Here is a 13,410-nt window from a genome sequence, read left to right as displayed (position 1 = left end):
CCCTACCTATGAGGCAGGCTTTGAGGCCATGCTTTTTTATTGCTTGCGGCTTTCACTTTGATCATAAAATTGCTGGTTTTGCCCCCTCGAAACCTTGCCCGTCGAGGTCATTATAATATTTTCAACCACTTTTATGTCTTTCGGTAACTTGTAGCGGGCTAACCTTGCCTTTAGGTGTAAAATCAGAGTCCTCTCATCTATCGTCTCCCCTGGCACTGCTTCTATCATCAGAACGGGTACTTCGCCCCATTCATCATCCTGACGTTTCACTACAGCGGAATTCGCAACTTTTTCATATGCGTTTGCGGCATCTTCTATTTCTTTCGGATAGATGTTCTCCCCACCGCTGATGATCAGGTCTTTACGCCGATCAAGAATATAAAGGTAACCTTCTTCATCCAAATACCCCATATCACCTGTCCTGAAGAACTTTTCAGTGATTTCGATATCTGCGTTCAGGTAATGTCCTATGACAGGGCCGCCCTTGACCAGTATTTCTCCATCGTTGGCATGGTCGATTGCCACTTCCACATTATCCAGTGCCCGCCCTGCAGTGCCTTCCAGGATTTTCGGATCGCCGGGTCCGATCGAGACGATCTGCGAACATGTTTCCGTCATGCCAAAAGAGTTGTAGACCGGGAGGCCTTTTGATAATGCCTCTTTCAATACTTCCCTGGTTACGCCTGCCCCACCGAGCAATACGCCTTCAAGGTTATGGTCAGGAATAGGATGTGCCATCAATCTCTTAAGCATTATCGGAACCATGCTCGTGTGTGTTACGCCATATTCGACAACCTTCTGCCAGATGCGCGCTTCGTCAAACTTGCCGACCAACACCATCGGACATCCTGCGATGACGGAGCGCATAAGGATTGAAAAACCCGATATGTGATAGATCGGATTGACATTCATCCAGATGCTTGCATGCCCATAGCCGAACCGCTGTTCACACCCCTTGGCAGAAGTGAAATGATTCCTGTAGCTTTGGGGTACGGCTTTCGCCCGACCTGTAGTACCTGAGGTGAACATAATGGATAATGTCGTTCCTCCGGTTGGGGGATCGACATTATAACTGAGGGGCTCCAGTTCATATAAATCAGTGAGATCATATAGACGGTGCCCTTCCAGCTCCAAAGGCTTTGTTGTTATGACCGTGTCCACGTCAATGTCGCCAAGCTGTACTGTAATTTCACGTGCTGTCAGCCGAGTATTGATCAGGACGATTTCGATTCCTGCAATCATTGAAGCATGTACTAGAACGACCGCTTCCAGCGTATTACCGATATAAAGCCCCAATCGGTTACGGTCGAGCCTCTTCAGGTGTCTGCTCAGTTTCAAAGCCTCTTTGTAGAGACTTTTGAAGCTTAAATGCTGATCTTCGTAGACTACTGCAGTCTTGTCAGGCTGCTGCTCTGCCTGTACTTTCAGCCATTCATACATAAACGTCTCACCTCTCAAAAGAAAGCCCATCATATGATGGGCTTTACGATTCTTATGGGAACCTCGGGAATTGTCCGAAATCAGGTTTTCTTTTCTCTTTGAATGCTTCGCGTCCTTCTTTTGCTTCATCAGTAGTGTAATAAAGTAACGTCGCATCCCCAGCCATCTGTTGAATGCCTGCCAGACCGTCTGTGTCAGCATTCATTCCAGCTTTCAGCAGGCGTAGTGCCGTTGGAGAGTGCTCGAGCATTTCCTGACACCACTGCACTGTTTCGTCTTCCAGCTGTTCAAGCGGTACTACAGTATTGACGAGTCCCATGTCGAGAGCTTCTTGGGCATCGTACTGACGGCACAGGTACCAGATTTCTCTCGCTTTCTTATGACCAACGATGCGTGCAAGGTAACCGGAACCGTAACCGGCATCAAATGAACCGACTTTCGGTCCTGTCTGGCCAAAGCGTGCATTATCTGCTGCAATTGTCAGGTCGCACACCACATGCAGAACATGTCCGCCACCGATTGCGTAGCCTGAAACCATCGCCACTACCGGCTTCGGAATGACCCGGATGAGCCGTTGCAGGTCGAGTACGTTCAATCTTGGAACGTTGTCTTCCCCTACATAACCACCATGTCCGCGTACTTTCTGGTCACCGCCTGAACAGAATGCCATATCGCCTTCCCCTGCCAACACGATGACGCCGATTTTTTCGTCGTCCCGTGCTCTGGTGAATGCATCAATCATTTCATTTACTGTCAGCGGTGTAAAAGCGTTGCGTACTTCAGGACGATTGATTGTCACTTTAGCGATGCCATTATAATATTCATATTTAATTTCTTCATATTCGCGAATCGTTTGCCATTCTCTTGCCATCATTCATTCCTCCTGATAAATAGTCTAATAGTAGTATACCAAACTTCGGCCCTGCTTCCATATGAATATTATGTCCTGCCCCCTCTATAATCTCCAGTCGGGCATCAGGCATATGCAGAGCCATGCGAGTATTGATGTCAATGAACTTCTGGTCTTCACCACCCACCGCCAAAAGAATCGGCATGTGGAGCTGGGATAATTTTGTCCAGTAGGAAGGTTGCACCCCGGTCCCATACTTCAGCAGGCTGTCAGCCACTTCCTCCGGTTTTTGGGCCAACCGGTTTTCACGCTGTCTGGCTTGCTGATCACGGGGCATTGCTGCTTGGGTCGAAAAGAGCGGCAGCGTTTCCCATTGTGAGATAAAGGCAGGATAATCCCGTAATATTTCATCAGCACGGGTTTGATCCACCTGCCGGCGCATAGCCCGCTCTTCTTCGGAAGCTATGCCAGGTGAACTGCTCTCCAGTATCAGCCGATTCACATGATCCGGGTGGTTGATTGCGAATGACAGCGCCACACGCCCACCCATCGAATAGCCGTAGACATCGGCCCGTGTAATTGTGAGTGACTCAAGCATCGCAGCCAAAGCATCTGCGATTGTTTCTATACCGTAGTCTCGCCCCGTACTCTTTGATTGTCCGAAACCTGGCAAGTCTACAGTGATGACGTTGCGGATGCCATCGAGCTCGGCCGCTGTTGTTGCCATGCTCGACTTATCTGATAGGAAACCGTGCAGGATTACTATAGTTTCTGTTTGACCATTATCTTCAAAATGATAATTAAGCTCCATAGGATTGAATCATCTCCTGCACCTCGAACCGCAGTTGTTGGTGACTCTCCACGTTTGCATCTCTATCCGTCCTGATTTCCATGATATTTCGGCCCGCTGCCGACATATCATCTTCAGTGATTGCATCTGCTGCCTCCACCAATCGGTAGTTAAAACCATACATGGCGGCAGCGTGTGAGAAATCGATGTCGATCGGCGTACCGAAGAGGCGTTCATAGTGGGTGGCTTCCTGCTTTTGGGGCAAGAAGCCGAAGATGCCTCCGCCGTTGTTGTTGAAGACGATGATGTTGATGTCGATCGATTCAAGTTTTGATATGAGCAATCCGTTCATATCATGGTAAAGGGCGATATCACCGATGATCAGAGTGACCGGTGTCTTTGTAGCCACGCCTAAAGCAGTCGAGACGACCCCATCTATACCGTTGGCACCCCTGTTGGACAAGATTTTGTGGTGATTGCCTACATCATACCGTTCAACATCCCGTATCGGCATGCTGCTTGAAACGAACAGTGTGCGGTCCTCCGGCAATCGTTCAAGCATCTCGTACATGAATCTGCCTTCATCCCTATAATCCGGGATCTGCGCTGTAATATAATCGCGTATTGCAGCATCGATTTCGGTGAACCATCCTTTGACGATGGAGCTTCCCCCTTCAAAATCCATAGACCGGAATATGTGTCCGATCGAACCGACAAACACCTTTTCCGGCGCTTTCGGATAAGTCTTCAACTGTTGATGCTCACTGATCAGATATTGGGGGATGGATGTCTGGGACAAGAAGGTGTTGAGTGCTTTTGAAGTGAATGGATCGCCGATTCTGATAATGAAGTCGACTTCATCATCAAGCCACGCCTTCTGCTCTTCAGAAAGGCTGCCGAACAGGAGATCATGGTGTGTGACTGTCGCTGCCTTCATTCTTATATGTTGCCTCGGATCAGTGATGACCGTCAGCCCTTTGTTCTCCATCAACGGTACAAGACCTTCGAGCGCTTCGATGGTCTCCCCGATGAAGACGAGGCCACTTCCTTTAAACGTGTAGCTGGGCACTGCTTCTGTAATCTGGGCAGGAGTTTCCGATCTACTCCTGAAAAAGAGGTCTGTTCGCGTCAAATCAGGCATCAATGGCTCGCGGATGGGCACATTGATATGAACAGGTCCCCGATTGGCACCGTAAAAGTATTGGGCCCCCTGGAGTACTTTGGCTTCCAATAAGTTCTGACCGCTCAAATGCCCGTCAGCAATCGGCAACTCCGTATAATATTTCGTATAGTTGCGATACATATCTTCCTGACTGATCGACTGTGGTGCTCCGACATCCCTCAGCTCATGTGGTCGATCTGCCGTCAAGGCAACGAGCGGCACATGGCTGAGGCCCGCTTCTGCGATCGCCGGCGTATAGTTCGCAGCCGCTGTACCCGACGTACAGATTAAGACCACAGGTTCATTTGAATATTTGGCGATTCCAAGCGCAAAAAAAGCCGCGCTCCGTTCGTCCGGATGGACATGCGTCTTCATGCCCGGATGCATTTCTGCTGCGATGGAGAGAGGTGTCGAGCGCGAGCCTGGGCTGATGACGCATTCGCTGACGCCATGAGCATACAGCAGGTCAATCAGGGTAAAGACTTGATATGTCATATTGTCTTTATGATCTTTAGCCATCACTCAGGTTCCACCCCCAACACATTCAGCATCGGGGTGAATTTAACCCGGGTCTCCTCGTGCTCCTTCTCACTGGAAGACCCTCTGACTATGCCACAGCCCGCAAAAAGGGTGGCACTTTTCGAATTAAGGAGCATCGACCTTATGGAAACGACAAATTCGCTGTCGTCATTTTCATGGATCATACCCAGCGGTGCCGCATATAATCCCCGTGTACCGTATTCATTTTCCATGATGTAATCCCGCGCCTTATCTTTCGGCATCCCGCCGACAGCAGGGGTCGGATGAATTGCATCAAGCAGTGCAAATAAACTCGCCCCTTCAGCAAGTTTTGCACTGATTGGTGTGTGGAGGTGGTAGATATACCTATTTGACAGGATGTCCGGCCCTTCAGCAAATTCAATATCCTCTGTATATGGCTGCAGACTCTGGACGATCGATTCCCGGACCAGTTCATGCTCGTAACGGTTCTTCTCATCATTCAGCAGGAATGCCTTCTGCTGCTCATCTGTCGCTTCTACACCCGTACGCTCTGCCGAACCGGCAATCGCATTAGTACGGAGCACGCCATCTTTGATGTCAAAAAGCTTCTCCGGGGATTTGGAGATGAAGATCGACTGGCCCTTTTCGTAATATATCGTATAAGTGCCCGATTCATCATTCAACCTATCCAAGAGATAGAGCGGATCGGCCTGCGCCTTGAATGTCAGCAATCTCTGCCTGGCGAGTACAATTTTCCTGAAGTCGGTGTCGTCCAGGACTCCAAGCGCCTCATCCACCAACGTCTTCCACTCCTCCGGGAAGATATCTTTCATCATATGGACTTCGGGCGCCTGAGCTGGTTCTGGAGTAATGGCTCCAATCTCCTTCAGCTTGTCACTGATATCTATAAGGATCTCATCAAGATCCGCTTCGTCTGTCCTTACCGTATAGAACAACTCACTATTCGCCAAGTCAAACTGCCACTTCGGCAGATGGAATTCCACCATGCCGAAATCGTTCCATTCGTCTGTCGTGTCCTTATCATCAAAGCGTGTACCTCCGAACAGACCTAAAGAAGAAGCCATCCCATCCTTCACAGCCACTTGCTGGATCTTTGCAAATAGAGATGTCTTCTGCTCCTCAAGGACTTCCGCCGAATACTTATCCCGCTTTATGCTTTCCTGGAATTCGATGCCTATGGAGTCATAGCGGCCATCTTTCGAACGGAACCAGTATCTGGACCCTTGTGCATCATGGAAATGCGAAAATATCTTCCGCTCATTTAAATCAAATCCGTCAATTGGCATTTGCAGACTCAAGTACTTTTTATCAGTATCAAGTTTGAGGTCATCCAGAATACGCTGGTAAGCTTCCAAATTCATTGCTACACACTTCTTTCTGCATAATTAATACCATTTTATCATTTATTTATTTCCCTGTGTATGATAACAGGTTAATTGTGATAAAATTGTTATCATCATAGATACAAAGGAAGATAGAAAATGCAGGGAACAGATAGACATACCGGGATGAAGAAATATATAAGCCTGACGCGGCCACATACGCTGACGGCCGGCTTCATTCCCGTGCTTGTAGGTACTGCGAGCGTATTGCTATTCTCGTCGATCAGATGGGATATGTTTTTCGCCATGCTGATTGCAACACTCCTCATCCAGTCGGCAACCAATATGTTCAACGAGTACTTCGACTTCAAGAAAGGGCTGGACAGTGAGGATTCGGTGGGCATTGCAGGTGCCATCGTCAGAAACGGCATGTCCCCGCGCATCGTCATGACCATTGCAGTCGTATTTTATGCCCTTGCCGCAGTGATCGGCATATACATCACCGTCAACAGCTCGGTATGGGTGCTCATAGCCGGCATCATATCGATGGCCGTCGGCTACCTTTACACCGGCGGCCCGTTCCCCATCTCATGGACACCGTTCGGTGAAGTGTTTGCGGGCTTCTTTATGGGTACCGTCATCATCATGATCACTTTCTACATCCATACGGGCATATTGCACATCTTCCCGTTCCTCATCTCGATACCGGTAGCCATTACAATCGGACTTCTGAACATGGCGAACAACATAAGGGATCGCAAAAAAGATAAGGAAAGTGGCCGTAAGACCTTCGTTATATTGGTCGGCAAACCGTTGGCCGTCGTGACCACCGGAGCGCTGTTGGTATTCGCCTACCTGTTCATCGCATGGATAGCGATATTCAAGCCTTACGGCTCCCTGTTCCTGCTGCTCACCTTCCTCTCCATACCTCAATTCATCAAGACTGTGAAGTTGATGTGGCAGGGAGACACGCCGCAGGAATTGATTCCGGCGATGGCAGCCATGGGCAAATTAAATTCGATCTTTGGCATCTTATTGACATTGGGCCTTGTCCTTTATGGATTCACGGGCATCTAAAAACTCCGGCTTAACTGCCGGAGTTTTTATTTTATCGATACATTTCCACCTTTAGAGATGTACTTTTAAGTTTCTTGATATATGCGGATACATTCAGTTGCACATTTATTTATTTCAATTTCCGAAATATTATTGATTATTCTGTATAGTGTACTATAATTAATCTGTATCTAACTAATAGGGGGACATGAAATGAGTCTAAGAAATTACCTGCTTACGGGCGGCCTTTCTGCTGTACTGCTCCTCGGAGCCTGCAGCGATGATGGCAGTTCTGACGAGGGGCAAGCAGAAGACGAAGCAACGGGAGAAGAATCAAGTGGAGAGGCTTCTGATGGATCAAATGAAAATGGATCATCTGAAGAGGGCACAGTTTCATATTCCGGAGAATATGGGGACTATACCTTCAATGAATTCAGCCAATCCACCATCGAACCCGAAGAGAGCGAAGAAGAGTCGACTGAAGAAGGTGACGAGGAAGCCCAACCTTCAGAAGTTGTAGTCATAGAATTTGAATTCACAAATAACTCGGAAGTACCGACTGCGCCACAAGAAGCGTTTGGTCTGGATCTTGCTGTAAGGCAAGTCGCGGAAGGCAGTGAATCGACACTTGAAAACATGACCACAAGCCTTCCGGAAGATTTCGAAATGAGTGAAGAGGCAACAGCCGCCACCGAAACAGTCGAACCCGGAGAGAGTGCTACAGCCGTACTGGCTTATGGACCGGTCGACCCGGAACTTGAAACAGTTCTCCAAAGCCGTGAGAATCCGATGGCAGATGAGCAGTCGGAACCACTTGATCATAAGATAGGACTTGAAAAATCCGAGTGATGAGTAAAATAATATAAAATGCCTAAGCCATTTGACCCGGCCCCCAGAATCTACAATTTTGGGGGCCGGTGATTTTATACATTCTTACTAAAGGAGTCCGTAATGATTATAACTACAGGCGGCAAAACAGATGAAGAGACCGTTTTGTACGCATATTCCCTTGCCGATAAATATAATGCCCTCTACGTTGACCGTTCAAAAAGATCGATTGAAACTCTGAAGAGGCATTACAATCAAGATGTCGTGGTCGCCAGTAGGAGTGGAACCATCATCCATCCACTTTCTCAGAAGGAGCCGATTCATTTCCATCCCAATATGGCAATGGTAAGGGCCAAGAGAATACTCGGAGGAAGATCCGATCCCTTCATTGAAACAGCTGGCCTGCAATCTGGCATGCATGTACTCGACTGTACAATGGGACTCGCTTCCGACAGTTTGATTGCCAGCCTTGCTGTAGGTGATGCTGGTCGGGTCACCGCGCTTGAAAGCAACCCCCTCCTCCACTTGGCTGTATCAGAAGGCCTCAAACGGTTTCACACGCAACACGCAGAAATCAGAAAAGCGATGACGCGAATAGAAGCACTACACACCCCACACCATGAGTTCCTGCAGATGCAGAAAGATAATTCTTTTGACATCATCTATTTCGATCCGATGTTCACCGAAACCGTCGAAACTTCAGATGCAATGCAGATCATTCACGCACAGACAGATAAATCAGATTTATCACTTGATACCATCACTGAAGCCAGACGCGTGGCCAGAGAACGCATCGTCATGAAAGACCATTGGCAGAGCAGCCGGTTTCATGACTTGGGCTTTTTTCAAGAAAGAAGGCCCTCAAGCCTTTTCCATTATGGCTATATCAATATAGATCTCAGCAAATGATATATCTTATGTATGCGTTTCATCATGGAGGGAAGAATGAAACGTATTAAATTATTTGTCAGGAGGAGATTTCCAATGGAAAAGCAATACCAGCATCTGCTTGAAACGCTGCATCAATGCATGACCGAGTGCAACCGCTGCGCTGCTTCGATGCCTGCCTCAAGGAAGACGATGTCAAAATGATGGCGGAATGCATACGACTCGACAGGGAATGCGCCGACATATGTGGATACCTGGAACAGGCCATCTCCAGAAACTCTCCATTCATCAAAGAACTTGCTGGAGTATGCGCCGCAATATGTGATGCGTGTGGCGAAGAATGCGGAAAACATGATCATGAACATTGCCAAAGATGTGCAGAAGCATGTGCTGAAGCCTGCAGAGCAGTCGCATAATCCGGATTTCCGTCCAATGAGCCTCATCATTCATGATGAAGCTCATTTCATTGTTTGGCATTCTGGTTCCTACAGTTTGATGCAAAAATATTTTGTAGCCCGGCGGGAGGGTTGCCCCAATGCAGAAAAGGTATTACAAGAAGCTGACATTACTATTGGTATCCGTCTCCTTAATTCTGGCTTCCTGCATTACATCGCCTACATCAGATCTGTTGGAGGATCCTTCACCCAGACAGAATCTATCCAACACTTCAAATAATGTTTCACTTTCCCTCGATAAGACTACATATATCCTGCCTATGCGGACACTGACGTTTCACATCCATAATGCTGGGGATGCCGTGTATACGTATGGTGAGTTCTTCTATATAGAAAAAGAGTGGTATATGCTAGAAATAGAGGACTCCGTTTTTGACGACTTTACGTCATTCGATAACTATGGCAGTCGACTTGCCCCAGGAGATAAAGCAGATATTAAGGTGGCCATGGATGATTACGGACTAACATTTGACAAGGGTACATACAGAATCGTCAAAGCGTTCAGTAATAAGAATACAGGAGAGACCACTTGGCTTGAAGCCGAGTTTGAAGTCATTGACTGATTGCTTCAAAAGCGAAAACCCTCCAGCAGAAGTTTTATCTGCTGGAGGGTTTGGACTACCTTACATATTCAAAGACGCCTGCTGCACCCATGCCGACCCCGATGCACATGGTGACCATGCCATATTTCGAATCGGGCCTGCGTTTCATTTCTGATAACAGACGTGCCGTAAGCATCGCACCCGAAGCGCCGAGTGGATGTCCGAGCGATATTGCGCCGCCGTTTACGTTTGTCTTATCGATGTCCAAGCCAGTTTTACGGATTGAGGCGACAGTCTGAGAAGCAAACGCTTCATTCAATTCCACCAGGTCCATATCCTCAACTGATAGGTTGGTCTGCTCGAGCACTTCAGGGATGGCATATGCCGGCCCAATCCCCATTATTTTAGGATCGACGCCTACAGCTTTGAACCCGACGAACCTCGCGATTGGTGTCACCCCAAGTTCCTTCACCTTATCACCTGACATCAGAACGACGAAGCCGGTGCCATCGGTCAATGGGGCTGATGTACCTGCAGTCACTGTGCCATCTGCCTTGAATACTGTAGGCAGTTTCGACAATCCTTCCATTGTAGTGCCCGGGCGTATATGCTCATCTGTTTTAAATTCTTCCTTGGTGACGACGGGTCCATTCTGGTCATAGGACACTTTTGTCACATCGATCGGAATAATTTCATCTTCAAAACGGCCCGCATCTAGTGCCGCTTTGGCACGCTGATGGCTCTGCACTGCGTAGGCATCCTGATCTTCCCGGGAGACTTGGAACTCCTCAGCCACCATTTCTGCGGTCAATCCCATCGGATAGGAAACCCCTGAGTCTGCATCTTGAAGAATCGGACTGTTTGTAGGCTCGTTGCCCCCCATCGGTACAGCGCTCATCAGCTCAATTCCACCTGCCGCCAGGACATCCGCCTGCCCAGCCTGAATCTGGTTTGCTGCCATCGCAATCGTTTGAAGCCCTGATGAACAGTAGCGGTTTACAGTCTGTCCCGGTACGCTGTTTGGCATTCCCGCAAGCAATGCAATGGAGCGGGCTATATTTTGACCCTGTAGTCCCTCTGGAAAAGCATTGCCCACTATGACATCTTCGACCATGGAAGATTCGAACCCTCCATCCACACGTTCCAGCACGCCTTTAAGTACTTGTGCTGCTACTTCATCCGGCCTATCGTGAAACATCGCGCCGTTTTTAGCTCTGCCTGCAGCAGAACGGCCATAAGCCACTATATATGCTTCCTGCATTAAGACTCATCCTTTCTTTTTAACCGATCCATTAATTGCGTAGTGGTTTCCCTGTTTCAAGCATATGACTGATTCTTGCGTGCGTCTTTTCGTTTTGAAGCAGGCTCAAGAAACGTTCGCGTTCCAGCTTCTGGATATATCTTTGATTCACATAGGTGTTTCGCGGTAGATTTCCACCTGCCAATGCCTCTGCAATTTTCAAAGTGATTTCATAATCATAGTCACTGATGAAATGTCCGAGACGCTGGGCATCAAGCTGACCTTTAATAAGTGCAATGAAATCGCGTCCTAAAGCAATATATTGGCCCTTTGGTTTCGGTATATAATTGGTGTTGGCTTCAAATCGTGCTTTCTCAAGCGCCACTTCAACACGTTTTTCTGAATTAAGCAATATGGAATCTGTATCTCTCAAGTAGCCATACCTCTTTGCTTCATAGGCATTGGTGGACACTTTAGCCAAGCCGATGTTCATCAGTATATCCGTCATCGATTCCTGCTTGTCGTTATGCTTATGAGTAGTGCTTAATATGCGATCCGCCATTTCAGCAAGCCCCCCACCACTCGGTAACAGGCCGACACCAGTCTCCACCATACCCATATAAGTTTCGCTTGCAGCTACGACAAACGGGGAGTGCAGCACCAGTTCACACCCACCACCAAGTGCCTGACCTTGTACAGCTGTTACAATCGGTTTCAGTGTATATTTCAAGCGATTGAAACTTTCATGGAGCTGGTCTATGGCTGGACCGACGAGCTCATCCACCTGCTTCATTTCATGCGCTTTCTTCATCATGTATAGATTTGCACCTACGCTGAAGTTCCGGCCATCAGCGTAGATGACCATACTTGAGAAATCTTCAGTTTCGAGCAAGCCTATGGCTTCAATCAGATCACTTGAGAAGCCGTCCGAAATGATATTGTTGGCGCTTTGCAACTTCAACAGCAACTGATCGGAATGGACCACCGACAGGTTGGAATCTTCCCGGTCCCATATTTGGCTGTCTATGAACGATGCCACTGGAGCTGTCCGCTCAATCGTCTCGCCTGCTTCATAGAATCCTGAAGTGCGTTCCTCGATCCAGTCCGGTAATTCACCAAGTTCTTCCTTCATGCGGTTTTTAACGCGTTCGAATCCCATAAGATCCCAGAGCTGGAACGGCCCCTTCTTCCAATTGAACCCCCATACAAGCGCCCGGTCTATATCTTTATAGTCAGAAGCAGCTTTCGGTACATTCAAAGTAGAATAATAGAAGTTGTTTCTGAGCGTCTCCCACATGAACAGCCCCGCTTCATCTTGAGCATTGAATATTACATCCATGTTCGCTTCCAGATCTTTGCTGAACTGCCCCAGGATTTCAAACTGTGGTTGCTGTTGGGAGACATAATCATTCTGCTCCGGGTCGAAGACGAGTACCTCCTTCTTATCCTTCTTGTAGAAGCCCTGCTTGGTCTTCCTGCCGAGTGCACCCTGTCCGACTAGTTTTTCAGCTATTTTAGTATCATGGAAGAATTCCTTCTCTTCGGGAATCTGCTGCAGTCCTTTTGTTACAGTGACAGCAATGTCCAGTCCAACCAGATCACTCAACCCGTAGGTCCCTGTACTTGGCCTGCCGATGCTGCGTCCTGTCAGAGCGTCCGTTTCCGTAATCGACATTCCTTGGTTTTCCGCGCGGTACATGATGTCATTCATCGTCTGGGTCCCAACCCGGTTGGCGACAAATCCCGGAACATCATTTGCAATCACTACGCCCTTACCAAGCTTGTCTTCAGCGAAAGCTTGCGCTTCATCGACCGATTGTTCAGAAGTGTCTTCAAGCGGAATGATTTCCACAAGCTTCATTATCCTTGGCGGGTTGAAGAAATGCATTCCAAAGAATCTTCTGCGCTCTTCTTCACCCAATACTTTCGCGATATAAGCAATCGGTATACCGGAAGTGTTCGTCGCAAACAGTGCATTATCTTTGGCAACACCCTTCACCTTATTCCACACTTCATGTTTGATTTCCAACTCTTCCTTAACGGCTTCAATGAAGATATCCGAATCATCCTGCCCCTTCAAGTCATCCTCAAAGTTGCCGTAGGACAAGTTTGATGCAAAATCCAGGTCGAACAGCTGCGGACGTTTTTTATCCGTTATCATCTCATATGCTTTTTTTGAAACCTTGTTACGATCTTTGTCATCTGCCACTATATCCAATAATTTCACTTTCAAGCCGGCATTGACGAGCAGTGCAGCAATCTGACTGCCCATTACCCCAGCACCTAGAACAGTTGCTTTTCTTATCGTCATGGAA

Annotated in this window: 11 protein-coding genes and 1 pseudogene; 5 read left to right on the top strand and 7 right to left on the bottom strand. The window is 47.9% G+C overall.

Translation table 11 applies throughout. The features are described from left to right. Positions 1 to 36: 36 nt before the first annotated feature. The 5 genes from menE to ACZ5LF_RS04495 are packed head-to-tail and all read right to left on the bottom strand — an operon-like array spanning position 37 to position 6,125. Positions 37 to 1,440 (bottom strand): o-succinylbenzoate--CoA ligase, encoded by a 1,404-nt coding sequence (gene menE, locus ACZ5LF_RS04515; protein WP_380569288.1) that lies wholly within the window; start codon positions 1,438 to 1,440, stop codon positions 37 to 39. A gap of 52 nt (positions 1,441 to 1,492) precedes the next feature. Next, positions 1,493 to 2,314 carry a 1,4-dihydroxy-2-naphthoyl-CoA synthase gene (gene menB, locus ACZ5LF_RS04510; RefSeq protein WP_344702424.1) on the bottom strand — a complete coding sequence of 274 codons (822 nt, stop codon included), beginning with the start codon at positions 2,312 to 2,314 and terminating at the stop codon, positions 1,493 to 1,495. Next, a complete protein-coding gene (menH, locus tag ACZ5LF_RS04505) occupies positions 2,277 to 3,101 on the bottom strand; it encodes a 2-succinyl-6-hydroxy-2,4-cyclohexadiene-1-carboxylate synthase (protein WP_380569287.1) in 825 nt (274 codons plus the stop codon). Before menH ends, menB begins: the two co-directional genes overlap by 38 nt. Then, positions 3,091 to 4,761 carry a 2-succinyl-5-enolpyruvyl-6-hydroxy-3-cyclohexene-1-carboxylic-acid synthase gene (gene menD / locus ACZ5LF_RS04500; RefSeq protein ID WP_380569286.1) on the bottom strand — a complete coding sequence of 557 codons (1,671 nt, stop codon included), beginning with the start codon at positions 4,759 to 4,761 and terminating at the stop codon, positions 3,091 to 3,093. The genes menH and menD overlap by 11 nt, the downstream gene beginning before the upstream one ends. Next, on the bottom strand, positions 4,761 to 6,125 hold the full coding sequence (locus ACZ5LF_RS04495) for an isochorismate synthase (protein ID WP_380569285.1): 1,365 nt from the start codon (positions 6,123 to 6,125) through the stop codon (positions 4,761 to 4,763). The genes menD and ACZ5LF_RS04495 overlap by 1 nt, the downstream gene beginning before the upstream one ends. A gap of 120 nt (positions 6,126 to 6,245) precedes the next feature. Here ACZ5LF_RS04495 and ACZ5LF_RS04490 point away from each other — a divergent pair, with 120 nt between their 5' ends. The 5 genes and pseudogenes from ACZ5LF_RS04490 (at position 6,246) to ACZ5LF_RS04470 (ending at position 9,876) form a co-directional block, all read left to right on the top strand. Further along, positions 6,246 to 7,163: a 1,4-dihydroxy-2-naphthoate polyprenyltransferase gene (locus ACZ5LF_RS04490; protein WP_380569284.1), complete on the top strand. Its 918-nt coding sequence runs from the start codon at positions 6,246 to 6,248 to the stop codon at positions 7,161 to 7,163. A gap of 192 nt (positions 7,164 to 7,355) precedes the next feature. Further along, a complete protein-coding gene (locus tag ACZ5LF_RS04485) occupies positions 7,356 to 7,991 on the top strand; it encodes a DUF5067 domain-containing protein (protein ID WP_380569283.1) in 636 nt (211 codons plus the stop codon). A 102-nt stretch (positions 7,992 to 8,093) separates the two neighbouring features. After that, positions 8,094 to 8,879 carry a class I SAM-dependent methyltransferase gene (locus ACZ5LF_RS04480; protein ID WP_380569282.1) on the top strand — a complete coding sequence of 262 codons (786 nt, stop codon included), beginning with the start codon at positions 8,094 to 8,096 and terminating at the stop codon, positions 8,877 to 8,879. Between the two features lie 75 nt (positions 8,880 to 8,954). Next, a pseudogene (locus tag ACZ5LF_RS04475) lies at positions 8,955 to 9,274 on the top strand (four-helix bundle copper-binding protein). A gap of 119 nt (positions 9,275 to 9,393) precedes the next feature. Next, positions 9,394 to 9,876: an immunoglobulin-like domain-containing protein gene (locus ACZ5LF_RS04470; RefSeq protein WP_380569281.1), complete on the top strand. Its 483-nt coding sequence runs from the start codon at positions 9,394 to 9,396 to the stop codon at positions 9,874 to 9,876. Positions 9,877 to 9,931: 55 nt separating this feature from the next. Here the strand turns inward: ACZ5LF_RS04470 and ACZ5LF_RS04465 are convergent, their stop codons facing one another. Together ACZ5LF_RS04465 and fadB are read right to left on the bottom strand one after the other, a co-directional pair. Next, positions 9,932 to 11,116: a thiolase family protein gene (locus ACZ5LF_RS04465; protein ID WP_380569280.1), complete on the bottom strand. Its 1,185-nt coding sequence runs from the start codon at positions 11,114 to 11,116 to the stop codon at positions 9,932 to 9,934. Positions 11,117 to 11,147: 31 nt separating this feature from the next. After that, on the bottom strand, positions 11,148 to 13,406 hold the full coding sequence (gene fadB / locus ACZ5LF_RS04460; RefSeq protein WP_380569279.1) for a 3-hydroxyacyl-CoA dehydrogenase/crotonase FadB: 2,259 nt from the start codon (positions 13,404 to 13,406) through the stop codon (positions 11,148 to 11,150). Between the last annotated feature and the right edge of the window lie 4 nt (positions 13,407 to 13,410).

It is taken from the genome of Salinicoccus siamensis (genome assembly GCF_055391965.1).
Note: the sequence above shows the minus strand (reverse complement) of the source record. Positions and strands in the feature narration are given on the sequence as shown.